This window comes from Planomonospora antibiotica (genome assembly GCF_014647955.1).
GTDB lineage: Bacteria > Actinomycetota > Actinomycetes > Streptosporangiales > Streptosporangiaceae > Planomonospora > Planomonospora parontospora.
Map to the genome: position 1 here is coordinate 186,916 of NZ_BMQE01000005.1, position 24,269 is coordinate 211,184.

The 24,269-nt window shown below is 74.5% G+C and carries 22 protein-coding genes; 14 read left to right on the top strand and 8 right to left on the bottom strand.

What is annotated here, in order from left to right; genetic code table 11:
• Window positions 1-169: 169 nt before the first annotated feature.
• From IEZ06_RS06815 to IEZ06_RS06830, 4 genes are all read left to right on the top strand, one after another.
• Window positions 170-2,116: an ABC1 kinase family protein gene (locus tag IEZ06_RS06815; protein WP_229797842.1), complete on the top strand. Its 1,947-nt coding sequence runs from the start codon at window positions 170-172 to the stop codon at window positions 2,114-2,116.
• 92 nt (window positions 2,117-2,208) lie between these two features.
• A complete protein-coding gene (locus tag IEZ06_RS06820) occupies window positions 2,209-2,622 on the top strand; it encodes a phage holin family protein (protein ID WP_189235784.1) in 414 nt (137 codons plus the stop codon).
• Window positions 2,619-3,464 carry a DUF3618 domain-containing protein gene (locus tag IEZ06_RS36155; protein WP_203871753.1) on the top strand — a complete coding sequence of 282 codons (846 nt, stop codon included), beginning with the start codon at window positions 2,619-2,621 and terminating at the stop codon, window positions 3,462-3,464. The genes IEZ06_RS06820 and IEZ06_RS36155 overlap by 4 nt, the downstream gene beginning before the upstream one ends.
• Window positions 3,465-4,469 (top strand): YihY/virulence factor BrkB family protein, encoded by a 1,005-nt coding sequence (locus tag IEZ06_RS06830; protein WP_189235785.1) that lies wholly within the window; start codon window positions 3,465-3,467, stop codon window positions 4,467-4,469. It abuts the gene before it with no gap.
• Between the two features lie 118 nt (window positions 4,470-4,587).
• On the opposite strand, the gene IEZ06_RS06835 is transcribed toward IEZ06_RS06830, so the two are convergent.
• Complete coding sequence (locus IEZ06_RS06835) at window positions 4,588-5,103, bottom strand: MarR family winged helix-turn-helix transcriptional regulator (RefSeq protein ID WP_189235786.1); 516 nt, start codon at window positions 5,101-5,103, stop codon at window positions 4,588-4,590.
• A 39-nt stretch (window positions 5,104-5,142) separates the two neighbouring features.
• Between IEZ06_RS06835 and IEZ06_RS06840 the strand changes: the two genes are divergently transcribed.
• The 4 genes from IEZ06_RS06840 to plsX all read left to right on the top strand — a co-directional run bounded on the left by IEZ06_RS06840 (window position 5,143) and on the right by plsX (window position 9,829).
• On the top strand, window positions 5,143-6,024 hold the full coding sequence (locus tag IEZ06_RS06840) for an EamA family transporter (protein WP_229797843.1): 882 nt from the start codon (window positions 5,143-5,145) through the stop codon (window positions 6,022-6,024).
• A gap of 282 nt (window positions 6,025-6,306) precedes the next feature.
• Window positions 6,307-7,773, top strand: coding sequence for a phytoene desaturase family protein (crtI, locus tag IEZ06_RS06845; protein WP_189235788.1), 1,467 nt, complete (start codon window positions 6,307-6,309; stop codon window positions 7,771-7,773).
• Window positions 7,774-7,835: 62 nt separating this feature from the next.
• Window positions 7,836-8,828, top strand: a complete 993-nt coding sequence (locus IEZ06_RS06850; protein ID WP_229797844.1) for a phytoene/squalene synthase family protein — start codon at window positions 7,836-7,838, stop codon at window positions 8,826-8,828.
• Window positions 8,829-8,860: 32 nt separating this feature from the next.
• Entirely contained in the window at window positions 8,861-9,829 is a 969-nt protein-coding gene (plsX, locus tag IEZ06_RS06855) for a phosphate acyltransferase PlsX (RefSeq protein ID WP_189235790.1), read from the top strand.
• Window positions 9,830-9,834: 5 nt separating this feature from the next.
• Here the strand turns inward: plsX and IEZ06_RS06860 are convergent, their stop codons facing one another.
• Window positions 9,835-10,650 (bottom strand): spheroidene monooxygenase, encoded by an 816-nt coding sequence (locus IEZ06_RS06860; RefSeq protein WP_229797845.1) that lies wholly within the window; start codon window positions 10,648-10,650, stop codon window positions 9,835-9,837.
• Between IEZ06_RS06860 and IEZ06_RS06865 the strand changes: the two genes are divergently transcribed.
• Window positions 10,613-11,224, top strand: coding sequence for a glycerol-3-phosphate acyltransferase (locus IEZ06_RS06865; RefSeq protein ID WP_189235791.1), 612 nt, complete (start codon window positions 10,613-10,615; stop codon window positions 11,222-11,224). The genes IEZ06_RS06860 and IEZ06_RS06865 overlap by 38 nt on opposite strands.
• Here IEZ06_RS06865 and IEZ06_RS06870 read toward each other — a convergent pair.
• From IEZ06_RS06870 to IEZ06_RS06885, 4 genes are all read right to left on the bottom strand, one after another.
• Window positions 11,172-12,593, bottom strand: a complete 1,422-nt coding sequence (locus tag IEZ06_RS06870) for a glycosyltransferase family 2 protein (protein WP_229797846.1) — start codon at window positions 12,591-12,593, stop codon at window positions 11,172-11,174. The two genes, IEZ06_RS06865 and IEZ06_RS06870, sit on opposite strands and share 53 nt — an antisense overlap.
• Complete coding sequence (locus IEZ06_RS06875; RefSeq protein WP_189235792.1) at window positions 12,590-14,029, bottom strand: phytoene desaturase family protein; 1,440 nt, start codon at window positions 14,027-14,029, stop codon at window positions 12,590-12,592. Before IEZ06_RS06875 ends, IEZ06_RS06870 begins: the two co-directional genes overlap by 4 nt.
• Entirely contained in the window at window positions 14,017-14,778 is a 762-nt protein-coding gene (locus IEZ06_RS06880) for a carotenoid biosynthesis protein (RefSeq protein WP_229797847.1), read from the bottom strand. The genes IEZ06_RS06875 and IEZ06_RS06880 overlap by 13 nt, the downstream gene beginning before the upstream one ends.
• Window positions 14,779-15,084: 306 nt before the next feature.
• The gene (locus IEZ06_RS06885; protein WP_189235793.1) at window positions 15,085-16,104 is read right to left on the bottom strand and encodes an NBR1-Ig-like domain-containing protein; all 1,020 of its coding nucleotides are present in this window, start codon (window positions 16,102-16,104) and stop codon (window positions 15,085-15,087) included.
• Window positions 16,105-16,870: 766 nt separating this feature from the next.
• On the opposite strand from IEZ06_RS06885, the gene IEZ06_RS06890 reads away from it, so the two are divergent.
• A complete protein-coding gene (locus IEZ06_RS06890) occupies window positions 16,871-18,178 on the top strand; it encodes an aspartyl protease family protein (RefSeq protein WP_189235794.1) in 1,308 nt (435 codons plus the stop codon).
• A gap of 191 nt (window positions 18,179-18,369) precedes the next feature.
• Here the strand turns inward: IEZ06_RS06890 and IEZ06_RS06895 are convergent, their stop codons facing one another.
• Window positions 18,370-18,711: a hypothetical protein gene (locus IEZ06_RS06895; protein WP_189235795.1), complete on the bottom strand. Its 342-nt coding sequence runs from the start codon at window positions 18,709-18,711 to the stop codon at window positions 18,370-18,372.
• Between the two features lie 149 nt (window positions 18,712-18,860).
• Complete coding sequence (locus IEZ06_RS06900) at window positions 18,861-19,208, bottom strand: hypothetical protein (RefSeq protein WP_189235796.1); 348 nt, start codon at window positions 19,206-19,208, stop codon at window positions 18,861-18,863.
• 313 nt (window positions 19,209-19,521) lie between these two features.
• On the opposite strand from IEZ06_RS06900, the gene IEZ06_RS06905 reads away from it, so the two are divergent.
• The 4 genes from IEZ06_RS06905 (at window position 19,522) to IEZ06_RS06920 (ending at window position 24,242) form a co-directional block, all read left to right on the top strand.
• Window positions 19,522-20,019: a MaoC family dehydratase gene (locus IEZ06_RS06905; protein ID WP_189235797.1), complete on the top strand. Its 498-nt coding sequence runs from the start codon at window positions 19,522-19,524 to the stop codon at window positions 20,017-20,019.
• A gap of 74 nt (window positions 20,020-20,093) precedes the next feature.
• Window positions 20,094-21,254, top strand: coding sequence for an acyl-CoA dehydrogenase family protein (locus IEZ06_RS06910; RefSeq protein WP_189235798.1), 1,161 nt, complete (start codon window positions 20,094-20,096; stop codon window positions 21,252-21,254).
• A 165-nt stretch (window positions 21,255-21,419) separates the two neighbouring features.
• Window positions 21,420-21,971, top strand: coding sequence for a TetR/AcrR family transcriptional regulator (locus IEZ06_RS06915; protein ID WP_189235799.1), 552 nt, complete (start codon window positions 21,420-21,422; stop codon window positions 21,969-21,971).
• Between the two features lie 81 nt (window positions 21,972-22,052).
• Complete coding sequence (locus IEZ06_RS06920) at window positions 22,053-24,242, top strand: MMPL family transporter (RefSeq protein WP_189235800.1); 2,190 nt, start codon at window positions 22,053-22,055, stop codon at window positions 24,240-24,242.
• The last annotated feature ends 27 nt before the right edge of the window (window positions 24,243-24,269 follow it).

Sequence of the window (24,269 nt, forward strand, 5' to 3'; positions counted from 1 at the left end):
CGGGTGGAGTCCGTGTCCCGGGTGGAATGCGGGTCCAGCACGGAACCCGTGTCCCGGGCGGAACCCTCGCCCCGGATGGAACAAGGTTCTCATCCTCGCCTGTATACCTGCATTTCCGCCACTCGCTAGTCTGGCCGCCGGGAATCGTGATCAAGACGGGCGGGGACCGGTGGACTTCCTGGTGGTGGTGGGCCTGGCGGCCACGGTCGCGGTGATGCTGGCCGGATTCGCGGTGGCCGCGCGGCGCGTGCTCGGCCTGCGCTTCGGCGCGGTCCGCACGCTGCTGGCCGGGGTGCTGGTGATCGCCATCATCGGGCCGCTCATGCAGGCGTTCGCCGGGACCGTGGACCCCGCGGACACCGGCATCACCCCGCTGTGGTTCTTCGTCCTGGCGGTGCTGTGCGCGCTGCTCGCCGGGCTGGTGTTCCTGGTCGTCGCGGAGGCGCTGGTGCCGCCCGGCTCGCTGCCGGGGCCGCTGGAGCTCGTCCGGGCGGCACGCCGCAGGGCGGTCAGGTCGCGGCGCTACCTGCAGATCACCCGCATCCTGATCCGGCACGGCCTCGGTCCCTACCTGCGCGGGCGCGACCCCGGCCCGAGCGCCCCGGCCGGCCGGGCCCGGACCGCCGAGGCGCTGCGCCTGGCCCTCGACGAGGCCGGCGTCACCTTCGTCAAGCTCGGCCAGATCATGTCCACCCGGAGCGACCTGCTGCCCCCGGAGTTCGTCGAGGAGCTGCGGCTGCTCCAGGACCGGGCGGCCCCGGCCCCCTGGGCGGAGATCGAGCGGGTGCTCGTCGCCGAGCTCGGCGGACCGGTGGAGGAGGCGTTCGCGGAGTTCGAGCGCGAGCCCCTGGCGGCGGCCTCGATCGCGCAGGTCCACCGGGCGCGGCTGACCGGCGGCGAGGAGGTGGTGGTCAAGGTCCAGCGCCCGGGGATCGCGGCCGCGGTGGAGCAGGACCTCGACATCGTGGCGCGCCTGGCCCGGTCGCTGGAGCGGCGGACCGGCTGGGGCCGGGCGTTCGGCGTGGGCGAGCTGGCCCGGGGGTTCGCCGAGGCGCTGCGGGAGGAGCTCGACTTCCGGATCGAGAGCGCCAACATGGCCGCCGTGGCCGCCGCCTCCGCGGGCGAACCGGTCCACGTCCCGGTCCTCCGGCCGGAGCTGTCCTCGCGGCGGATGCTGGTGATGGAGCGGCTGGCGGGCACCCCCTTCGGCGGCGCCGTACCGGAGGGGGCGGACCGGCAGGGGCTCGCCAGGACCCTGCTGGAGACGCTGCTCCGCCAGATCATGGTGCACGGCGTGTTCCATGCCGACCCCCACCCCGGCAACATCATGCTGCTGGAGGACGGCCGGCTGGGACTGCTGGACTTCGGCTCGGTGGGGCGGCTCGACGCCGCGCTGCGCGGGGCGCTGCAGCGCCTGCTGGCCGCCCTGGACCGGGGCGACCCGCTGGGCGTGAGCGACGCCCTGCTGGAGGTCGTGGCGCGCCCCGACGAGATCGACGAACGCGAGCTGGAGCGCGACCTCGGCCGGTTCATGGCCCGTCACCTGGTCACCGGAGCCGCCCCCGACATGCGGATGTTCTCGCACCTGTTCCGCGTCGTCTCCGCGCACGGGCTGTCGGTGCCGCCCGAGGTCGCGGCGGTCTTCCGGGCGCTGGGCACCGTCGAGGGCACGCTGGCGCGGCTCGCCCCCGGATTCGACATCGTCGCCGAGGCCCGGGCCTTCTCCGCCCGCCACCTCGCCGAGCGGGGCGGCCCGGAGGGGATCCGGGAGGCCGCGGCGCAGGAGATGCTGCACCTGCTGCCCATGCTGCGCCGCCTGCCCCGCCGGGTGGAGCGGATCGTCGGCGCCGCCGAGCACGGCCGGTTCGGGGTGAACGTCCGGCTCTTCGCCGACGAGCGCGACCGGAGCTACGTCACCGGGGTGCTGCACCAGGTGCTGCTGACCGTCCTGGCGGCCACCACCGGGATCATGGTCGTCCTCCTGCTCGGCACCGAGGGCGGGCCGGCCGTCACGCCCGGGGTCGGCCTCCTCCAGCTCCTCGGGTACAACCTGCTGGCGATCAGCGCCATGCTGGGCCTGCGGGTCCTGGTGCTGATCTTCCGCTCGGAGCGCTGACCCGGCGGTCGTCGCCGGGCGGCGGTTCCGGCCGCATGTTTGCCGTGGCTGGAGAGGGTAGCGCCTACCTCTGTAGGGAGGAGGCGCGTCACATGGCGAGTCACATGGCGAACGGCACGAAAGATGGCCTTTCCACCGGCGAGCTGGTCAAGCGGATCTCGGAGGAGGTCTCCCGGCTGGTCAGGGACGAGCTCAAGCTGGCCAAGATCGAGCTCGCGGAGAAGGGCCGGAGCGCGGGACGGGGCGCGGGAATGGTCGGCGGGGCGGGAGTCGTCGCCCTGTTCGGAGGCGGCGCGCTGGTGGCCGCGGTCATCCTGCTCCTCGCCCAGGTGATGCCCGCGTGGGCGGCCGCGGCGGTCGTCGGCGCGGTGCTGCTGCTCGCGGCCGCGGTCCTCGGGCTCCGCGGCAAGCGCCAGGTGTCCGCGGCGGGTTCGCCCGCCCCACAGCGGACCATCCGCAGCGTCAAGAACGACATCGACGCCGTGAAGGAGAGGGCACACCGATGAGTGAGACCGACCCGGGCCGCGGCAGGGACGTCGCGCCCGCGGGGGCGACCGGTTCCCGCAGACAGGAGATCGGCACCCCGGTGCCCCCGGACGAGCGCGGGTCCCTGAACATCCCGCCGAACGAGCCCGGGCAGAGGGGGGCCACAGGCCTCCGGGGCGAGGGGGCGCCCACCGACGACCTCGGCCTCCCGCCCTGGGAGAGCGACGGGACGCCCGACCTGGTCAGACGGGACAGGGGGTCCGCGCGAGGGCCGGAGACCCCGGAGGAGGCCGTGCGGCGGGAGATCGAGGAGACCCGCCGCGAGCTGGGAGACAGTGTGGAGGCGCTGATGCACAAGACCGACGTGAAGGGCCGCGTCCAGGAGAAGGCCGCCCACATGGGCGACGACCTCAAGCGCATGGGCGCCGCCACGGCCGGCACGGCCACCGGCATGCTGGACCGGGTCAAGGGCGCGGCGCCCGAGGTGCTGGACAAGGCCCGGCAGGCCACGCCCGCCGAGGTCAGGCACGCCGCGGAGAAGGTCTCGACGGAGGCGGGCCGGCGGCCCTTCGCGACCCTGGCGGTGGTCGGCGCCGTCGCGCTGGCCGTCGTCCGCGTCATGCGGCGCAGGCGGAGCGGGCGGAGCGGGAAGGTCGAGCTGGTCCGCGTCCCGCGGCTGGGACGGGGCACCCGGGTCGACACGGTGCGTGTCCCGTGGTTCAGAAGGGGCGCGACCGTGCGGACGGCGCGCGTCCCGTGGCTGAGCAAGGGCTCCAGGTCCGCCGCGGCGCGCCTCCCGTGGTCCGGGAAGGACTCGGCGACCACCGCGGGGCGCCTCCCGTGGTCCGGGAAGCGCCGGTAGATGAACGCGGCGCGAGCCGCCGGGGCCCCCGGGCAGGCGGGCCCCGGCGATCCCGAGACGCCCGCGCAACTGCCGCCGAGGGCATGGTGGGGGGTCCTCAAGCGGACGGTCGGAGAGTTCCGGCGGGACAACGTGGCGGACTGGGCCGCCGCCCTGACCTACTACGCGGTGCTGTCGGTCTTCCCCGCCCTGATCGTCCTGGTCTCGCTGTCCGGCCTGGTCGGACAGGACGTGATCTCCACGATCCTGAGCCAGGTGGCGGCGATCGCCCCGCAGGACGTCACGAGCCTGGTCGAGCAGCAGGTGGGGAACCTGCGGCGGAGCGGCGGCACGGGCCTGGTGGCGATCTTCGGTCTGCTGGTGGCGCTCTGGTCGGCGTCCGGCTACATCGCGGCCTTCGTCCGGGCCGGGAACGCCATCTACGACATCGAGGAGGGCCGGCCGTTCTGGAAGCTGACCCCGCTGCGGGTCGGCCTGACGCTGGTCTTCGTCGTCCTGATGGCCGCCAGCGCGGTGATCGTCACCTTCACCGGCGAGCTCGCCCGCGTCGCGGGCGAGGCCCTCGGATTCGGCGGGACCGCGGTCACGATCTGGAGCTACGCCAAGTGGCCCGTCCTGCTGCTGATCGCCTCGGCCCTGGTGATGCTCCTGTACTGGGCCGCGCCCAACGTCCGCCAGCCGGGGTTCCCCTGGATCAGTCCCGGCGGCGTGCTGGCGGTGCTGCTGTGGATCGTGGTCTCCCTCGGATTCGCGGTCTACGTGGCCAACTTCGGCTCCTACAACAAGACCTACGGCGCGCTCGGCGCCGTGGTGGTCTTCCTGGTCTGGCTCTGGCTGTCCAACATGGCGATCCTGCTGGGCGCCGAGTTCGACGCCGAGTTGATACGGGCCAAGAAGATCGCCACGGGCCATCCGCCGACCGCCGAGCCGTACGCCGAGCCCCGTGACCCCGCCGAGGACGACCCCGACCGCCCAGAGGACGACGGGGTGTCCCGGCTCGGCTGAACGGCCCGTCCCCCCGACCTCCGACCGGAGATCCGCTTCCGCGACCTCCGCGACCGTTCCGCGATGCCGTACCGGACGGGCGCGGAGGCGTGCGGCGGGTCCGGGCGGGGGAAGGCGGTCAGGTCTCCGTCCGGACGGGCGCCTCGAAACGGGCCAGCCAGGTGGTGAGGAGCGATTCGAGCTGTGCGGCCTCCTCGGGGGCCAGCGCGTCGACGAGACGGCGTTCGTTGCGCATGTGCTCGGTGAACGCCTGGTCGATCAGCTCCCGGCCCGCGGCGGTGAGCGCGACCACCCGGCCGCGGCCGTCGTGCCGGCTCCGGCGACGGGTGACGAGCCCGTCGCGTTCGAGCCGGTCGATGCGCTTGGTCATCGCACCGGTGGTGACCATGGTGAAGGCGGCGAGTTCGCCGGGCGCGCGCTCGAACGGCTCTCCGGCGCGCCGCAGGGCGGCGAGGACGTCGAACTCCCCCTCCCCGAGCCCGTACCGCCGGTAGACGACGCACAGCTGCTCGGTGAGGTGCCCGGCGAGGCGGTGAAGCCGTCCGATCACGCCCTGCGGGCCCATGTCCAGCTCCGGCCGCTCTCGGGCCCATTCCCTCTGGATGCGGGCGACGTGGTCCAGGGCCTCACTCATGGGAACACTATAGCTTCCATGGAAGCTATAGTGCCTTCCGTGGAAGCTAATCTTCGATGGGTGGCGGTGACGGCGCTGGCGCCCGTCGCATGGGGGACGAACTACTTCGTCACCCAGCACTTCCTGCCGGCCGGATATCCCCTGCACGGCGCGGCGATCAGGGCCCTGCCCGCCGGGCTCCTGCTGCTCCTCGCCGCCAGGAGGCTTCCCCGCGGGGCGTGGTGGTGGAAGTCCATGGTCCTCGGCACCCTCAACATGAGCGCGTTCTTCGCACTGGTCTACGTGGCGGCCCAGTTGCTCCCCACCGGCATCGCATCGATGGTCATGTCGACGTCGCCCGTCGTGATGATGCTCCTGGCCTGGCCGATGCTCTCCGAGCGCCCACGCGTCCCGCACCTGGCCGGAGCCGGCATCGGCGCCGCAGGGGCGTGCCTCATGCTGCTCAGCGGCGCGGCCGCCGTGGACGCGCTCGGCGTGCTCGCGTCCGCCGGGGCCATGGTGATGTCGTCGCTCGGCGCCGTGCTGGCCAAGCGGTGGAGTCCGGATGCCGACGTGCTCTCCACGACCTCGTGGCAGCTCATCGCCGGAGGAGTCGTCCTGGCGCCCTTCGCGGTCGCGGTGGAGGGGCCGCTGCCGGAGCTGGAGACGTCCGCGGTCCTCGGGTTCGCCTACGTCAGCGTCGTCGCGACGGCTCTCGCCTTCACCGCCTGGTTCGCGGGGCTGCGGCGTCTGCGGTCGGGAACGGTGGGACTCGTCGGCCTGCTGAACCCGGCGACGGGGGTGCTGCTCGGCACGGCGGTCGCCGGAGAGGTGCTCACCGCCCAGCAGCTGTGCGGGCTGGTGCTGGTCCTCCTCGGCATCCTCCTGGGCGGGCCTCGCCGAGCGGCCGGTCCGATCCTCCGCCGCGGGCCGCGCCGCTGACCGTTCCGCCGTCGTGCACCCCCGTCTCCGAGAACCCCGGTTCCAGGTGAGCCGTACGGTTCACCGGGGCGCCGGACGATTCCCGGCGTGCCGCGGGACGGCGGCACGCCGGCAGGGCGCCGGATGCATCCGCGGGACGGGTCCCGGCCGAAGACCCGGATAGTGATCGCACGCCTCTTTGCATGATTCCGGGAGATGAACGGGCCGGAAGCGGGCAGGGGCACGGAGCGACCGCCCGCGGGCCGACCGGCCCGCGGGTCCGGTGGAGAGCGAGGAGCGCGCATGGGCCCGACCGTGGTGATCGGAGCCGGGCTCGGTGGCCTGGCCGCGGCGATGCGGCTGGCCGCCGCCGGGCGGGACGTGACCGTGGTGGAGGCCCGGGACGTGCCCGGCGGCTGCTGCGGGACCGCCCGGCTGGGGGAGTACCGCTTCGACACCGGGCCGTCGGTGCTCACCATGCCCGCCGTCCTGGCGGACGCCTTCGCCGCGGCGGGCGAGGACCTGGAGTCCTGGCTGCCGCTGCGCCGGCTGGACCCGTACTACCGGCTGCGCTACCACGACGGCTCCCACCTGGACGTCGTGGCGGGCGAGGACGCGATGGCCGAGGAGGTGCGGCGATTGTGCGGGGCGGCGGAGGCGGGCCGCTACCGGCGCTTCCGCGCCCGCCTCGCCGAGCTGTTCGCGGCCGAGTGGGACGCCTTCATCGACCGGGACATGACCCGGCTGCGGAACCTGGCCCGCCCGGCGGCCCTGACCAGGCTGGCCCGGCTGGCCGCGCTGGGCGGTTTCCGGCGGCTGGACCGCCTGGTGGCGGGCCACCTCACCGACCCCCGGCTGATCAGGGCGCACACCTTCCAGGCGCTGTACGTCGGCCTCTCGCCCCGGCAGGCGCTCGGCATCTACGCCGTGATCGCCCACATGGACACGGTCGGCGGCGTCTACTTCCCCCGCCACGGCGGCATGCACGCCATCCCGCAGGCCATGGCCGCCGTGGCGGAGAAGGCCGGGGCGCGACTGCGGTACGGCGTGCGCGCCGTCAGGGTCGAGGCCGGCTCCTCCGGGGTCAGCGGCGTCCGGCTCGACACCGGCGAGCGCCTCGCCGCCCGCGACGTCGTGGTCGCCTGCGACCTGCCGTACGCCCACGCCGGGCTGCTGCCGCGCGGCGCGGGCGACTGGCGGCTGCGCCGGCCCCGTTACTCGCCCTCCTGCCTGGTGCTGCACTTCGGCCTCGACCGGCGCCTGCCCGGCCAGGCCCACCACACCCTGCACTTCGGCCGGGAGTGGCACTCCTCCTTCGCCGACCTGGCCCGGGGCAGGCCGCAGGGGGACCCGAACCTGCTCGTCACCTACCCCGAGTCCGACTCCGGCGCCGCGCCCGCCGGGCACGCCGTGCTCACCGTGCTGGAGCCCGCGCCCAACCTGCAGCGCGCCCGCTGGGACGGGCTCACCCCCCGCCTGGAGGATCGCCTGCTGGGCAGGCTCGCCGACCTCGGGTACGGCGACCTGTCCGGGGCTCCCCGGCTCGGCTTCGACCCGCCCGGCTGGGCCGGGCTCGGCCACTCGGCGGGCACCCCGTTCGCGCTGGACCACCGGTTCCGGCAGACGGCCTGGTTCCGCCCGGCGGGCGCCGCCCGGCGGGTCCCCGGCCTGCACTTCGCGGGCATGTACACCGCGCCGGGGGTGGGGGTCCCCCCGGTGCTGATCTCGGGCCGGCTGGCCGCCGAGCGCATCCTGGAGGCCCGCCGATGACACCGCCGCCCACACCGCCGCGCGCCCCGTCCCCGCCCCCGTCCCCGCCCGTGTCCCCGCCTGTGTCCCTGCCCGTTTCCGGGCCCTCACCTGCGCGTTCCCCCGAGTCCGAGCCCTCCTCCGGGTCGCCGCGTCCCGTCTCGCTGACCCGCAGCTACGAGCTCTGCCGCCGGCTGAACGCCCGCCACGGCCGCTCCTACTATCTGGCGACCCTCCTGCTCCCGGCCTGGAAACGTCCCCACGTGCACGCGCTGTACGGCTTCGCCCGGCACGCCGACGAGATCGTCGACTCCTTCACGATGACCGGTGACCGCGAGGCCGCGCTCGACGAGCTGGCCGGGCGCCTGGCCCCCGCGCTCGCCGGGGAGGCCACCGGCGACCCGGTGCTGCCCGCCTTCGCGCAGACCGTGCGCTGCTTCGGCATCGACCACGCCGACGTCGAGGCGTTCCTGAAGTCGATGCGGGCCGACCTGACCGTCACCCGCTACGACACCTACGACGACCTGCTCGGCTACATGGAGGGCTCGGCCGCCGTCATCGGCACGATGATGCTGCCCGTGCTCGAACCCCTGCCCGGCATGGCGGAACGGGCGCGCGAACCGGCCCGCCAGCTCGGGCTGGCCTTCCAGCTCACCAACTTCCTGCGCGACGTCGCCGAGGACCTGGCGCGCGGCCGGGTCTACCTGCCCCTGGCCGACCTGGACCGGTTCGGCGTCTCCGTCGCCGACCTGGGCCGGAGCGCGCCCACCCCGGCCCTGCGCGACCTGCTGGCCTTCGAGGCGGAGCGGGCGCGCGCGCACTACCGGCGGGCGGCGGAGGGCGTCGCGCTGCTCACCCCCTCCTCCCGGCCGTGCGTGCGCGCGGCCTGCGAGCTGTACGGCGGCATCCTCGACCGGATCGAGGCCGCCGGCTACGACGTGCTGGGCGGCAGGGCGACCGTGCCCCGCCGCCGCAGGCTGGCCGTCTTCGCCCGCCACCTGTCCGCGGCGGCCGCGGCGGGCCGGGCGGAGCGCCGGGCGGCCGGGGCGCTGCGGCCCGGGTGGGAGGGCCGCTGACCACCATCCATCACCGTTGCCAGGAGGACACGATGCCGGAACCGGTCGTCGTCGACGCGATGGGCGGGGACCACGGGCCCGCCGAGACCGTCAGGGGAGCCGTGACCGCCCTGCGGGAGCACGAGGTGCCGGTGCTGCTCGTCGGCCGGGCCGAGGAGGTCCGCCGGGAACTGGTGCGGCACGGCGCCTCCGGTGAGATCGAGGTGGTCCACGCCGAGGAGGTCGTCCCGATGGGGGAGCGGGGCCCGGGGGCGCTCGCCGGCACCTCCAGCATCACGGTCGGCTGCGAGCTGCTGCGCCGGGGCGCCGGAGCCGCCTTCGTCTCGGCCGGCTCCACCGGGGCGGTCGTCTCGTGCGCGATCCGGAGCGTCGGCCGGGCGGAGAGCGTGCTCCGGCCCGCCCTGGCCATCGCGCTGCCCCAGGTCACCGGCGGTTCGAGCGTGCTGCTCGACGCCGGGGCCACCGCCGACCCCACGCCGGAGATGGTCGCCGGGTTCGCACTCCTCGGCACCTCCTACGCCCGGCTCGTGCTCGGTACGGCCGAGCCGTCGGTGGGCCTGCTCTCGATCGGCTCCGAACCGGGCAAGGGCAACCGGCTGACCCGCAGGACCGAGGAGCTGCTCCGGCGGCTGCCGCTGCGCTTCCACGGCACCGTCGAGGGCCACGACGTGCTGGCGGGCGTCGTCGACGTGATCGTCACCGACGGTTTCACCGGCAACGTCGTGCTCAAGAACGTCGAGGGGGCGGTCAGGACGACCCTGGCGATGATCGCGCACGCCGGGATCGCCCGGCCGGAGGAGCTGCGGGAGGTGGCCGGCCGCTACGATCCCGAGGCGCACGGGGGAGCCGCGCTGCTCGGGCTGAGCCGCACCGTCGTCGTCGCGCACGGCTCCTCGCGCGCCCGCACGATCGCCCGGGCGTGCGTGGTGGCACGCGACCTCGCCCGGGGCGGGAAGCCGGTCCGGGCACCGGGGCGCCGCGCGGCGGAACCGGCCCGGTGAGCCCGCTACGGACGGGGGCCGGGGGAGGCGGCGGTGCCCGCCAGGGGGTCGGCCCCGTTCCACGTCCCCGCGCTGCCGTAGGGGACGAACCGGGTGAACATCTCCTCCGTGTACCAGCCCTCGTCCCGGGTCCGCCCGATGACCCGGCGGTGCGCCCGGCCCCGGTGGGCGAAGTCCCGGACCGCGGCGGCGTCGCGCCAGAGCGAGAACGTGGCCTGCCGGGCCGGCGGCCACTCCCCGACGCCGACCGAGGCCAGGCAGCCGTCCTGCTCCCGGAGCAGGGCGTCGACGGCGGGGACCGAACGGTAGAACGCGACCAGCCGGGACGGCCGGATCGACGCCCTGGTCAGCACGGCGACCGGACCGGAGCCCTCCCGCGGGCCCGGCGGCCCGCCCCGGCCGGCGCAGTCCCCGGCCGGTCCGGTTCCGGCGGGTCCGGTCCGGTCCGGGCCGTCCGCGATCGGACCGAACGGGTCCACCCCGCCCCAGCTCCCGCGCGAGGCCAGCGGCGCGAGCCGTACCTGCCAGGACTCCACTGCCTCGTCGCGCCAGCGCGCCGCCACCGGGGAGCGGGCCAGGAAGGCGTCCAGGTCCCGCTCGGCGCGCCAGACCGCGAACAGCGCCCAGCGGCGCAGGTCCGCGCCGAGGCTCATGGACGCGCCCCGGCCGGACCCCAGCAACCGCCGGAACACCAGCCCGGGGGTGCGCGCCAGCACCGGCCGGTCGAACGCCATGTGCCGCATGGCCCCCAGATCCGCATACCTGACGAGGTGGAACGAGGCGATGGTTCCCGTGCCCCTGCCCGTACCCGTGGCCGTCATCGGCGCCTACCTTCTCGGATCCGTGCCGGTCGCGGTGCTCGTCGCCCGCGCGCACGGCTTCGACCCGCGCGCGGTCGGCGACCGCAACCCGGGCTTCTGGAACATGAAGGAGCGGCTCGGCGGGCGGGCCGCCGCACCGGTCTTCGCCGGTGACATGCTCAAGGGGGCCCTCGCCGCGCTGCTCGCCCTCTGGGTGAGCGGCGGGCACACGGCCGGGTCCGGCGCGGTCTCCGGCGCCAGCACCGTCCCGGTGTACCTCGCCGTGGCGGCGGCGATGGCCGGGCACGCGTGGCCGGTGTTCGCCGGGTTCCGCGGCGGGCGCTCGATCCTCACCTTCGCGGGCGGCTTCGCGGTCGTCTGCCCGCCCGCCTTCCTGCTGGGCCTCGCCGTCCTGGTCGGCACCGCCCTGGCCGCCCGCTCCTTCGCGATCGGGGCGCGGGCCGGGGTGTTCGCCCTCCCGCTGCTGCAGCTGCCGTTCGCGCCGGTCGCGCACGTCGCCGGGACCGGTGCGCTGATGTGCCTCATCGGGCTGCGCTTCGGCCAGGCCGCGCGGACCGCCCGGCGCCCGTCGTGACCTTCCGGGCGGGCCGCCCCGCCCCCGGCCCGCCGGGGGCGGCCGCCGGGGCGGTTCCAGGGACGGCTCCCGCGACGGCCGCCGGGTAGGACCGGCCCCGCCAGGTGCGGACGGGCCGCAGGGTCGCCGCGGTCAGCCGGAAGGCCGCCAGCGGGTCCAGCAGGGGGGAGAGCAGCGTGCCGGGTCCCGGCCGGGTGTAGCTGCCGCGCAGCGCCCCGGCCAGCAGCAGCCGGACCGCCAGCAGCGCGAGGTCGAGCCGGGTGGGCCGGCCCGCGACCAGCCGGACCGGCGGCAGCGCGGCGGTGAGCCAGAGCACCGCCAGGTCGGCGGCCTGGCGGCCCGGGGAGGTGACGTCCCGCAGCGGGAGCGAGCGGCCCCACTCCCGCCACACCTCGGCCGCGGACTCGTGCATGTCGACCTCCAGCAGCCCGCCCGAGTCCAGGAAGCCCACCGCCCAGCCGTCCGCGGCCAGGGTCCTGGCCAGCGCCACGTCGTCGGTCAGGTGCCCGCGGACCCGGGTGAACCCGTCGGTGGCCAGCATCGCCGTACGGCGGAAGGCCGTGCACTGGCCGTTGGCCACCACCCGGTGCGGCGGAGGGGGGGAGGACGGGCCGATCGGGCCGAACCGGTAGACCAGCGTGGCCAGGAACGCCGAGTGCAGCGCCTGCTCGGCGATCCCGTCGCAGACGAACCGGGGGCCCACCGTGACCAGGTCGTAGGCGTCCAGGGCGGCCGCCACCGCCCCGAACAGGCCGGGCGCGGGACGCGCGTCGGCGTCGAGGGTGACCACGACGTCGCCGAGGGCCGCCTCGGTCCCGTGCCGCAGCGCCCACTGCTTGCCCACCCAGCCCGCCGGCAGGGGAGGGGCCGCCAGGACCTTCGCGCCGAGTCCGGCGGCCAGTCGCGCCGTGCCGTCGCGGGAGCCGTCGTCGACCACCACGACCTCCGCGACGGCCGGATCGGCGAGCGCCGCCGACACGCACGGCCCGATCCGGTGCTCCTCGTCGCGGGCCGGGACCACCACGGAGATGCGCGGGCCGCGCCCGGGGCCGGCCGCGGGGGAGAGCGGGCCGTTCCCGGGGCCGGTCACGGGGGAGAGCGGGGGCAGACGGGTGCGCCCGCGCGCCAGCCGTACGGCGACCACGGCCGCGGCGGCGGCCTGGCACGCGGTGAGCACGGCGAGGGCGGTCCGGAGCGGGCTCCGGCGGCCGGTCCGCGCGGCGGCTCGGGCGGCGGCGGTGAGGGTGGTTACCGGAACGGCGGTCCGGCGGCCGGTCCGCGCGGCGGTGGCCTGGGCGGCGGCGGTGAGGACGGTGGCCTGGGCGGCGCTGATCGGGACGGCGGTCCGGGGGCCGGTGGAGCGGGTCACCGGGGGAAGTCCTCGGCCACCAGCGAGGCCACGATGCGCCCGCCCATCGCCACCAGCGGCAGCCCGCCGCCGGGATGAGCCGAGCCGCCCACCAGGTACAGGCCGCGCAGCGGCCCCCGGTTGCCGGGGCGGCGCAGCGGGGCCAGCGGTCCCGAGTGGGCGCCGCCGTAGATCGCCCCGCCCCAGGCGCCGTAGCGGTCGCGCAGGTCGGCGGGGGTGAGCAGGTCGACGAAGCGGAGCCGGCCCGACAGGTCGAGGCCCCGGTCGGCCAGGCGCTCCAGCACCAGGTCCCGGTAGGCGCCCGGGGACATCGGCCACCGGCGCGGGTCGCGGGCCGGGACGTTGACCAGCATGGTCCAGTTCTCGCAGCCCTCCGGCGCCTGCGACGGGTCGTCCACCGCCGAGCAGCCGACGTAGACGGTCGGGTCCTCCGGCGGGCGCCGCCGGTCGAAGACGTCGGCGAACTCCCGCTCGTAGTCGGCGGAGAAGAGCACCGTGTGGTGGGCCAGCCCCTCGGTCCGGCCCTCCACCCCGGCCATCATCAGGAACGCCGAGGAGGACAGGCCGAGCGAGGCGATCCGCCGCAGGCGCCGCCGGTCGGGCAGCAGCCGCCCGTAGAGCGCCGCCGCGTCGGTGTTGGCGACCACGACCGCGGCGTGCTCGCGCTCACCGGAGGCCAGCCGTACGCCCAGCACCCGGTCGCGGCCGGCGAGCACCCCGGCGACCTCGGCGCCGAGGACGACCTCCACCCCGGCCTTCTCCAGGGCCGCGGCGAGGGCGTCGGCGAGCCGGGGCAGCCCGCCCGCCACGTACCAGCCGCCCTCGCCGTGCTCGATCGCGGGCACGCAGGCCAGCGCGGCGGGCGCCCGGTAGGGGCTGGAACCGGCGTAGGTGGCGTAGCGGCCGGCGTACTGCAGCAGGCGCGGGTCGGTGAAGAAGCGCCGGGCCAGCCCGTGCAGGGTCCGGCCGGGCGCGATCGCCGGCAGGTCGGACAGGCGGCCGCGCGGCGCGGACCGGGACAGGGAGATCGCCGGCCCGGCGAAGAAGCCGCGCGCCGACGCCTCGTAGCACCGCCGGGCCCAGGCGTGGAAGGCCCGCCAGCCGGCCCCCTCGCCGGGCGCGAGCCGCTCCACGGCCTCGGCCATCCGCTCCGGGTCGCGGGGCGCCGTCAGCACCGAGCCGTCGGCGAAGCGGTAGCGGCACAGCTCACGCGGCTCCACCAGGTCCAGCTCCAGTCCCAGACCGGTGAACAGGTCCGGCAGCGTCAGCAGGGACGGCCCGGCGGAGAAGGTGAAACCGTCGCGCCGGTGCTCGGCGAGCTTGCCGCCCAGCCGGGGCAGCCGCTCGTAGAGCCGGACCCGGTGCCCCTCGCGGGCCAGCAGCAGCGCGGAGACCATCCCCCCGACGCCGCCCCCGACCACGATCACTTCCGCCATCGACGCCTCCAGGCGAGCAGGACGAACACACCCATGCAGATCCCTCCGGCGGCGGCGACCAGCGGGTCGGGCGGGTCGAAGACCACCGCGAAGCCGATCGTCTCCATGACCGCCATCACCGTGTACAGCGCGGCCAGCCCGGTGCTGCGCGCCGCCGGATCCGGTAGACAGAGGTCGATCAGCACCATCACCAGCAGCGACACGGCCAGCCAGCCGGCGAAGTTGCCGAGCGGGACGCCCCGGTAGGGACCGGGTTCGTGCCACACCCACAGGCCCAGCCGGATCATCTGCGGATCCAGGAACAGGTCCCACGCGGTGAGCGCCGCCGCGCCCAGCGCGACGCGCGCCGCCCGGCTCGCCGGCGCCGCCGCGGAGGCCGCCGCGTGGGCCGCCAGACCCATGCCGCCCCAGGCCAGTGCGACGATCACCGGGACGCCGCCGGGCTGCGGCACGAGCAGGCCGGTGTAGTGGTAGTCGCCGAAGGGCACCCCGGTCCTCGTGCCGATCCACTCCGCGGCGTAGCCGGCCGCGACGGCGGCGGCGAAGGCCGCGACCGCCCGCGGGAGGGTGTGGACCGCCGCGGCGAAGGCGACCGAGGCCGCCGCAAGCAGCAGCACGACGACGCTGGTGAGCAGGATCGGCCGCGGCTGCAGCCCGGTCGCCACCTGCGCCGCCACCATGGCGGCCAGCAGCGCCGTCCCGGCCCGGCCCGCCGCCGCGGGCGCGGCCGGAATCCCCGTCGCGGTCACCGTACGCCCTCCCCGCTCCCGGCCACCCGTGCGCGTCTCCCACGGAGACTCCTTCGAGTGGTTCTCTCCTCCCGGACGCATTCCGCACCCCACCGGGGGATCTTCTTCGGGAAGAGCTTCGGGAAGGCCTCGGAAAGGCCCGGTGCCCGCCGCCCACCGGGCCGTACGATCGCCGACGCCGACGCCGACGCCGACGCCGACGCCGACGCCGACGCCGACGCCGACGCCGACGCCGCCGGTGTCACGGCGCCGCCGGTGTCACGGCGCCGCGCGAACGCCGCCGGAGCGGCTGACCTCCGCTCGCGATCACTTCACGCTGACGTCCAGGAAGATCGGTTTCTTCGCGGGGAACAGCGGGGTCCCGTCCTCGCTGGTCATCTTCCAGAAGATCTTGCATCTGGCCGGGCCGGCGGCGGCGCGGACGCGCACCGCTATGTCGGTCGTCCTGCCCGGAGCGGTCGGCTCGATCGCGATCCGCTCGGGAGCACGGCACGGCGTGCTGTTGATCCGGGTGAGATACCGGCCCTTCCAGGGGACGGTTCCGGCGTTGCGGATCCGCCACACCTTGGTGAAGTGCGCCTTCCTGCGCACCGTGCTCCCATCCGGGTAGGTGACGTCCCCCTCGAAGACGGAGTCGTCACTCGACTGCGCCGTCCATGCCGGCGATTCGTGCGGCACGGCCTTGTCCGGCGCGCTCTCGCCGCCGAACGGCGAGAACGCGGCGACCAGCGCACCGGCGCCACCGGCGAGGACGGCGGACAGCACGCTCAGGACGACGGGCCTGCCGATGCGGAGCGGCCGCGCGGCCGGAGCGGGACCGCTCGCCGCGGGCCCGCCCTCTGCGAGCCCGCTCCCCGCCGGCCCGCTCCCCGCCGGCCCGCTCCCCGCCGGCTCGGTCCGCGCCGGCTCGGTCCGCGCCGGCTCGGTCCGCGCCGGCTCGGTCCGCGCCGGTCCGGTCCGCGCCGGTCCGGTCCGCGCCGGTCCGTTGTCCGCCGGTCCCTTGTCCGCCGGTCCGTTCTCCACAGATCCGGTCCGCGCCGGCTCGCTCTCCGTCGCGGGGGAGGCCGGCGGACCTTGGGTCCTGGCCTGCTCCCAGTACGACCGCCACTCCCGCTCGGTCTCCCGCTCGTCCTGGCCCAGCCGGCCGACCGCGAGGACCCGGACGAACTCCCACGTCGTCTCCCAGGTCGGGAGCGTCCTTCCCCGGGCGGCGGCGGCCAGCGACGACTTCGAGGCCGCGGCTCCCAGGCGGGAGGACATCTCCGCGAAAGACGGGTCGCCCGCCCTCTCCTTGAGCTCCCAGAGCCGGTGCGCGAGCAGCGCCACCGGACCGGACTCCGGATCGGGCCGGGCGGGCCTCCGCCCCCGCCGGGGCCCCGGCTTCTCCGGGAGCGAATCTGGCGACCTGTGCACGTCCGGTGACTCCGGCATCCCCTACCCGTTCTGGTCGGCACCGCCCGGCATCCGCGCCCGCGGATCCGGCACGACCCTTTCCGGCAACACGCTTTCGAACGGAGTAGGTTACCGGAAGCCGCCGGACGCCTCCGATCGGCGTCGCGGACGCCCCTGGCGCCGCCAGGACTCTCGTCGACCGGTCAGCCGGACGCCGCCGTCGACCGGTCATCGACACGCTGCCCTGGATGGCCGGTCCGGCCGGCGATCGACACGCTCCGCGCATGGTCTCCGGGCGCGACGAAAGCCGCCGTCTCCTCCCACGCGATGTCGCGCCATCCGCACGAGCACGCCGCGACGCACCCCGTCGCGGGTACGGCAGCGCCGTCGCCGCTTGCGGCCGTGACCCGATCATGACACGGCGCGGACGAGGCGAAGACACGGCCCGGAGACAGTGGTCGACGTCGACGGGCGAGCTGCGGGCGGGTAACCGAGCGTGCGGCGAAATCCGGCGGCGTGTCGTGAGTGTCGTCGATCGGGGATGACCGGCTGTGCGGGAGGGCGTCGGGCCGGCCTTGACCCGAGCCGTCCACGGGCGACTGGAACGTGGACGGGACGCCGTTTCCGGACAGGCCGGAGGCGCTGTAACCGTCAGTCGGACCGAAGGCCGCGGTGAAGTTGATCACAAATGGGAGAAGGCATGGCTGATGACAGGCGATGGGACCGGCGCTCGCTGTTGCGGGGCGCCGCCGTGCTGGCCGGTGCGGCCGCGACGGTGCCGCTGCTCGGTGAGGCGGCCACGGCACGAGTCGGCGGTGGTGACGCGGACGCGCTGTTCAAGGCCGGGATGTTCGAGCAGGCCGGCCGCGCGTACGAGGAGATCCTGAGAAAGGACCCCGAGAACCTGCACGCGGCCCGTCGGCGCGGCTACGTCGGGCTGCTGGCCAACCGGTTCCGTGACGCGGAGAGATACCTCAAGCTGGCCGTCGCTCTGGCGCCCGATGACAGGGACGCCAACCGGTTCCTGGCCGACTGCTACATCCGGCAGGACAAACTCTCCCTCTCGGCACCGCACTGGCGAGCCGCCGGCCAGGAGAGCTACGCCGAATGGTTCGCGACGTTCTCCGACGAGCCGTACCAGGTCCGCGGCGACACCGCGCAGCTGCCCTGGAAGCAGATGGACCCGGAGCCGCTGGTCGAGGCCTCGGTCAACGGCGGGCCGCCGAAGCGCTTCACGTTCTACACCGGCGCCCCGTCGCTGCAGGTGTCGGCGACGGTGGCCAAGGAGGCCGGGCTGAGGCCCGTCGCCAGCGAGAAGATCGATTACTTGAACGGCACCGTATGGATGCACTACGGGGCGCTGGACTCGTTCCGGTTGGGCGGCATCGAGCTCCGCAACGTCCCCGTGAGCTGGTCGACGACGGAGTCGGGCGGGGACGTCGACACCGACGCCGACGGCATGATCGGCATGTGGGTCTTCTACCACCTGCTGACCACCTTCGACTACGCGGGCCGGCGGCTGATCCTGCGGCGCCGGACCCCCGAGACGGCCGCGGAGGTACGCGCCGCCGCCGAGCGGGCGGGCACCGCGCCCCTGCCGATGTGGCTGGCCCGCGAGAACGTGCTCCACAGCAGGGGCAGGGTCGCCGGCGCCGCCGGTTCCGGCACGGGGGTGGTGGCTGTGCTCTTCGGCGGGCACAGCGAGGTCGCCGGGATCGTGAACGGGGCGACGGCCGAGCGGTTGCAGGTCCGCGTGGACCGCGACCGCCCGGTCGAGACCTTTGCCGGCAGCCACCCGGCCGTCGCCTATCCCTGCTATCCGAAGGAGATGCGTCTGGGCGGCGTCGCCGCCAACGGCGTCTACTGCTTCACGAACCCGGACGCACCCCTTGCCCCCAACGGGTTCGACGTGCCGGCCGCCTTCTTCCACAGCTTCCACAAGCCCAACACCGTCACCCTCGACTTCACCGACATGAACCTCTACGCCACCCGCGGGCAGGCCGCCTGACCGCCGCGACGCGGCGCTGCACACCGGGCGCAACACCGCCGGGCGCTGCATCAACCGGATCAAGGAGCGGTGCGGGCCCGCCTTCCGCTTCGGCAGGAGCCCGGACGGTTCCCCGGCCGGGCTCCGCCTGCGCGGCGCGATCCTGTGGACCTGCGGAGTCCGGCTCACCTCATGATCCGGACTCCGGGCGGCTAGGCCCGGCCTCCGTCGGTGATGGAAACGATCGAGGCGGTCTGGAACTTCTTGTGGCCCTTCCCGTTGGCCCCGACGACCGCCGTGTAGGACTTGGTGGTCCAGCCCAGGCTGTACTTGATGTTCAGCTTGCGCTTGTTGTTGCACCGGTTGCTCCAGTACACCGTCACGGAGGTGTTCCCGTCCCCCCACGACCAGGCGAAGCAGCCGGCGACGCCGCGGTGGACGTCCGCCGACGCCGGAGCCGCGGTGCCGACGCCGAGACCGGCGGCGGCGAGGGAGGCGGCGGCGAAGACGGCGGCGCGGGTGCGCAGGCTGGTCCTGCGAGACGACATGGGCATGAAGGTCTCCTCATCCGGTGAGTGTGTTCGTTCGACTGCGGTCACCGCACCGAGCGGGTCGGTCCGGCGTTCTCCGTTGCGGCTCCGCCCGCGGGGCGGAGCGGGGCATCGGGCGGTCCCCCGCCTGTGAGTACCGGGGGACGCGGGCCCTAGCAGCTGCCGGGCAGCGTCACCTTGTTGGGCATGCTGTGGTCGATCTTCTTGCTGCCCTTGCTCTTGGCCCCGACGGTGAAGCACTTGTGGAAGATCGTGCCGTTCTCGCGGACGAACTGCAGTTTGACGGCCCGCTTCTGGTTGCAGTGGTTGTTGTAGTACACGGTGGTGGTCACGTTGCCGTCACCCCACGAGACGTTGATCTTCTTTCCGCTGGGCGACGCGCACGCGGCGGACTTCCGGTGGACGTCGGCGGAAGCCCCCGCGGTTCCGGCGCTGGCGACGGACGGGACGCACAGCACGGCGAGAGCGGCTACGGCGGGCACCAGTTTCCTGTAGTGCAAGGTGGCTTTTCCTTCGTTCTCCGACAAGGCCCCGGCCGGTTCTGCGACCGGCGGGGGAGGGCGCCTCGCGGCCGGGAGCCGCGGGCGCCGAGGACTCGATCAGCTTGCCCGCCGCCCCCGCTCCGACCAAGCGATCTCCGTCCAGAGCTGCGGCTTCGGACTTTCGGACGTCGGACTTTGGACTTTGGACAAATGGGAAGCCGCCCCGGACGTGGCCGGGAGCTGGTGCGGCGTCCTCGTCGGTGGAACAATGTTCCGGTCTGGCGCGGCCGGGATGCCGGGCGACGTGTGGACCCACGATGGAGGGGAAGGCATGCGGTTCGGGCGCACCTACGAGGAGTTCGAGGTCGGCGCCGTCTACCGGCACTGGCCCGGCAAGACGGTGACGGAGTACGACAACCACCTGTTCTGCCTGCTGACCATGAACCACCATCCCGTCCACCTGGACGACAACTACGCGGCGACCACGGACCACGGCCGGAACCTCGTCGTCGGCAACTACGTCTACTCCCTGCTGATCGGCATGTCCGTCCCCGACGTCTCGGGGAAGGCGATCGCCAACCTCGAGGTCGAGTCGCTCAGGCACGTCGCCCCCACGTTCCACGGGGACACGATCTACGGCGAGACGACCGTGCTGGACAGGCGGCGGTCGGCCTCGAAGGAGGACCGCGGCGTGGTCAGCGTGGAGACCAGGGGGCACAAGCAGGACGGCACCCTGGTCTGCGTCTTCCGCCGCAAGGTCATGGTCCCGACGGCGGTCTACCTGAAGGAGCGCGGCGACGAGCCGGGACGTCCGGTTCCCCTCGCCTGAGGCCGAGGCCGGTCCGGCGGCGATCCGGGGACCGCGCCCGCCTTCCCGTGCCACGATCGAAAGGACGTCCAGGGGTGGACTTCGAGCTGAACGACGAGCAGCGGCTGTTCCAGCGGACCCTGCGGGAGTTCGTCGACTCCGAGATCGTGCCGGTCGCCCCGGAGTGGGAGCGCACCGGCCGCTACCCGGCCGAGATCGTCGACCGGTTCCGGCAGCTGGGGCTGTTCGGCATCGCGATCCCCGAGGAGTACGGCGGGCTGGCCCTGGACCGGGTCTCGTTCGCCCTGGTCTTCGAGGAGATCGCCCGTGGCTGGATGGGCGTGGCCGGGGTGCTCGGCTCGCACTCCCTGGCCGCGTGGATGATCGCCCGGTACGGCACCGGGGAGCAGCGGAAGGCCTACCTGCCGGACCTGGCCACCGGCGCCCGCCGTACCGGGATCGCGCTGACCGAACCGGGGGCGGGCACGGACCTGCAGGGCATCCGCACCCGCGCGGTCCGCGACGGCGACCACTACGTGATCAACGGCACCAAGACGTGGATCACCAACGCCCGGCACGCCGACCCGATGCCCGTCCTGGTCAAGACCTCGATCACCGAGCCCGCCCACCGCGGGATGTCCCTGATCCTCGTCGAGGCCGGCACCCCCGGCTACACCGTCGGCCGCGACCTGCCCAAGCTCGGCTACCGGGGCACCGAGACCTGCGAGGTCGTCCTCGACGACGTGCGCGTCCCGGCCTCGGCGCTGCTCGGCGGGACGGAGGGCCGGGGCATGCAGCAGGCCCTGTCGGCGCTGGAGCTCGGCCGGATCAACATCGCCGCCCGCGCGGTGGGCGTCTCCCAGTGCGCCTACGACGCCGCGCTGGCCTACTCGCGTGAGCGCCACGCCTTCGGCAGGCCCATCTCCGATTTCCAGGCCATCCAGCTCAAGCTCGCCGACATGGCCACCGAGATCCAGGCCGCCCGGCTGCTCACCTACTGGGCGGCGGTCCGCTCGGAGGGCGGCGCGGTGACCGCCGAGGCCGCGATGGCCAAGTACTTCGCCTCGGAGGTCGCGCTCCGGACGACCATGGAGGCCATGCGGGTCCACGGCGGCTACGGCTACTCCCAGGAGTTCGTCGTCGAGCGCCTCTACCGCGACGCGCCGCTCATGGCCATCGGCGAGGGCACCAACGACGTCCAGCGGATGGTCATCGCCCGGTCCCTCGTCGCGGGCGACTCCACGGTCGGCTGGTGAGCCGGACGGGAGCCCACGGGACGGAATCCACCACCGGGACGGAGCGCGCTTCTGCGACGAAGCGGGCCATCGGCACAAATGTGAGGTAACCCACTCCGGAAAACTGTCCGATCGGTCAAACACTGACCGATCGGACAGGCATTCTTGAGGAGGAGGTGGGTTTCGATGTCTCGCAGCACCCGCTCGGGCACCCGTGAGGAGATCCTGGACGCGGCGTCCCGGCTCTTCGCCGCGACCGGTTTCAAGGGCACCTCACTGCAGGACATCGCCGGGGCGGTCGGCTGCTCCAAGGCCGCCCTGCTGTACCACTTCGACGGCAAGGACGCGATCCTCGCCGAACTGCTGGCACCCGCGGTGGAGGCGTTCGAGACACTCGACGCCCGGCTGGCCGCCCTCGACGACGAGGCCGTACGGCGCGCGGCCGTCGAGGGGTTCGTGGACCTCGTGATGCGCTTCCGGCGAGAGGTCACCGTCCTGTACGGCGACCTGCCCGACCTGCTCCAGCGCCCGGCCTTCGCCGGGGTGCAGGAGATGACGGACCGGCTCCTGGACGCGCTCACCGGCCGCTCGGCCGCGCCCGCGGCCCGCGCGGCGGCGCTGCTGGTGCTCGGCGGCGTCCCGGTCGCCTGCATGGAACCGTGCGGGATCGGCGACGACGAGCTCCGCTCCGCCCTGGTCCGCAGCGCGGCCCGGGCCCTCGACCCCACCGGCGCCTGACGGCGTCCCCGACCCCACCCGCGCCTGGCGGCGTTCCCGCTACCTTTCCGCTCTTTCCGACATTTCCGACAAGGATGCTTCATGGCAACCCTGCTCTACCGGCTCGGCCGGGCCTCGTTCCGCCGCCGGCGGATGGTCCTCGCCCTGTGGCTCGCCGTACTGGCCGCCCTCGGCGGGTCCGCCGCCGCCTTCATGGGTCCCATGGCGAGCAACTTCTCGATGCCGGGCACCGAGGCGCAGCGCGCGCTCGACACCCTGGCCGAGGAGTTCCCGCAGGCCTCCGGCGCGACCGGCACCATCGTCGTCGCCGCCCCCGAAGGGCGGCAGCTGGCCTCCCCGCAGGACCGGGCGACCCTGCAGGCACTGGTCAAGGAGGCCTCGGCGCTGCCCGGCGTGCTGGCCGCCCTCGACCCGTTCCAGACCAAGGCGCTCTCCCCGGACGGCCGCTACGCCCTGATCCAGGTGCAGTTCGCCGCCCGCGGCGACGAGGTGACCGACGCCCAGCGCGACGCCTACGCGAAGGTGGGCGCGGCCGCCGAGGCCGCCGGCCTGCGGGTGGCGGCCGGCGGCGAGGTGACCAGCGCCGAACCGGAGATCGGCTCCACCGAGGCCCTCGGCGTCCTCGTCGCGGCGATCGTCCTCGTCATCACCTTCGGCTCACTGGTCGCCGCCGGGATGACCCTGCTCAACGCGCTCATCGGCGTCGGCGCCGGCATGGCCGGGCTCTACGCCCTCAGCGGCGCCGTCGAACTGACCACCACCGCCCCCATCCTGGCCCTCATGCTCGGCCTGGCCGTCGGCATCGACTACTCGCTGTTCATCACCTCCCGGCACCGGCAGAACCTCGCCGACGGCCTGGAGCCCGAGGAGGCCGCCGCGCGCGCCGTCGGCACCGCCGGATCGGCCGTCGTCTTCGCCGGGGCCACCGTGGTCATCGCGCTCGCGGGCCTGACGGTGGTCGGCATCCCGTTCCTGACCATCATGGGCCTGGCCGCCGCGGGCACCGTGGCCGTCGCCGTGCTGGTGGCGATCACGCTCCAGCCCGCGCTGCTCGGTTTCGCCGGCCGCCGCGTCCTGCCCCGCAAGCAGCGCGCCACCGCGCCGGAGAACGGCGCCGGCGAGAAGAAGGAGGAGCGGCAGCCCCTCAGCTTCCGCTGGGGCTACTTCGTCACCCACCACCGCCTGCCGTTCATCCTCGCCGGCGTGCTCGCCCTGGGCGCGCTGACCATCCCCGCGGCGGACATGCGCCTGGCGCTGCCCGACGCCGGCACCGCCCCGGCCGGCTCCTCCCCCCGCGAGGCCTACGACCTCACCGCTGAGGGCTTCGGCCCCGGCTTCAACGGCCGGCTGGTCGCCGTGATCACGGCCGACTCCGCGCCGGCCGCCCAGCAGGCCGTCGCGCAGGCCCAGCAGCTGATCCAGAGCACGCCCGGGGTCCTCGCCGCCGCCCCGCAGGGGTTCAACGCCGCAGGCACCACCGCGCTGCTGTCGGTGATCCCCAAGACAGGCCCGACCGACGAGGCGACCGAGACGATGGTCCACGAGATCCGCGAGCGGGTCTCCGGCGTCTCCGGAGCGGAGATCGCCCTGACCGGCGTCACCGCCGTCGGCATCGACATCTCCGAGAAGCTCTCCGACGCCCTGCCGGTCTACCTGCTGCTGGTCGTGGGCCTGTCCATCCTGCTGCTGATGCTGGTCTTCCGCTCGGTGCTGGTGCCGGTCAAGGCGGCCCTGGGTTTCCTGCTCACCGTCGGCGCCACCTTCGGCATCACCGTCGCGATCTTCCAGCAGGGCCACCTGGCCGACCTGGTCGGCCTGGACACGCCCGGCCCGCTGGTCAGCTTCCTGCCGATCCTGCTCATCGGCATCCTGTTCGGCCTGGCCATGGACTACCAGGTCTTCCTGGTCTCCCGGATGCGGGAGGACTTCGTGCACGGCGACACCGCCCGGCAGGCCACCGTCAACGGCATGGGCCACGGCGGCCGCGTCGTCACCGCCGCCGCGCTCATCATGATCTCCGTCTTCGGCGGCTTCGTGCTCATGGACGACCCGATCATCAAGTCGATGGGCTTCGCCCTGGCCATCGGCGTGGCCATCGACGCCTTCGTGGTCCGGATGACGATCGTGCCGGCCGTGATGTCCCTGCTCGGCGACGGCGCCTGGTGGCTGCCCCGCTGGCTGAACCGCGCCCTGCCCAACGTCGACATCGAGGGGGAGCAGCTCCGCGCCCACCTCGACCGGGAGACCGCGAAGGTTCCCGCGGGCGTCTGACCCGCGCGACCGATCGCGTGACCGCGT

Bases quoted from the DNA above. Each gene is read 5' to 3' on its own strand.
- IEZ06_RS06820 (WP_189235784.1), top strand. From the start codon at position 2,209: ATGGCGAGTCACATGGCGAACGGCACGAAAGATGGCCTTTCCACCGGC.
- IEZ06_RS36155 (WP_203871753.1), top strand. From the start codon at position 2,619: ATGAGTGAGACCGACCCGGGCCGCGGCAGGGACGTCGCGCCCGCGGGG.
- IEZ06_RS06830 (WP_189235785.1), top strand. From the start codon at position 3,465: ATGAACGCGGCGCGAGCCGCCGGGGCCCCCGGGCAGGCGGGCCCCGGC.
- IEZ06_RS06835 (WP_189235786.1), bottom strand. From the start codon at position 5,103: ATGAGTGAGGCCCTGGACCACGTCGCCCGCATCCAGAGGGAATGGGCC.
- crtI (WP_189235788.1), top strand. From the start codon at position 6,307: ATGGGCCCGACCGTGGTGATCGGAGCCGGGCTCGGTGGCCTGGCCGCG.
- plsX (WP_189235790.1), top strand. From the start codon at position 8,861: ATGCCGGAACCGGTCGTCGTCGACGCGATGGGCGGGGACCACGGGCCC.
- IEZ06_RS06865 (WP_189235791.1), top strand. From the start codon at position 10,613: ATGGTTCCCGTGCCCCTGCCCGTACCCGTGGCCGTCATCGGCGCCTAC.
- IEZ06_RS06860 (WP_229797845.1), bottom strand. From the start codon at position 10,650: ATGACGGCCACGGGTACGGGCAGGGGCACGGGAACCATCGCCTCGTTC.
- IEZ06_RS06875 (WP_189235792.1), bottom strand. From the start codon at position 14,029: ATGGCGGAAGTGATCGTGGTCGGGGGCGGCGTCGGGGGGATGGTCTCC.
- IEZ06_RS06890 (WP_189235794.1), top strand. From the start codon at position 16,871: ATGGCTGATGACAGGCGATGGGACCGGCGCTCGCTGTTGCGGGGCGCC.
- IEZ06_RS06895 (WP_189235795.1), bottom strand. From the start codon at position 18,711: ATGCCCATGTCGTCTCGCAGGACCAGCCTGCGCACCCGCGCCGCCGTC.
- IEZ06_RS06905 (WP_189235797.1), top strand. From the start codon at position 19,522: ATGCGGTTCGGGCGCACCTACGAGGAGTTCGAGGTCGGCGCCGTCTAC.
- IEZ06_RS06915 (WP_189235799.1), top strand. From the start codon at position 21,420: ATGTCTCGCAGCACCCGCTCGGGCACCCGTGAGGAGATCCTGGACGCG.
- IEZ06_RS06920 (WP_189235800.1), top strand. From the start codon at position 22,053: ATGGCAACCCTGCTCTACCGGCTCGGCCGGGCCTCGTTCCGCCGCCGG.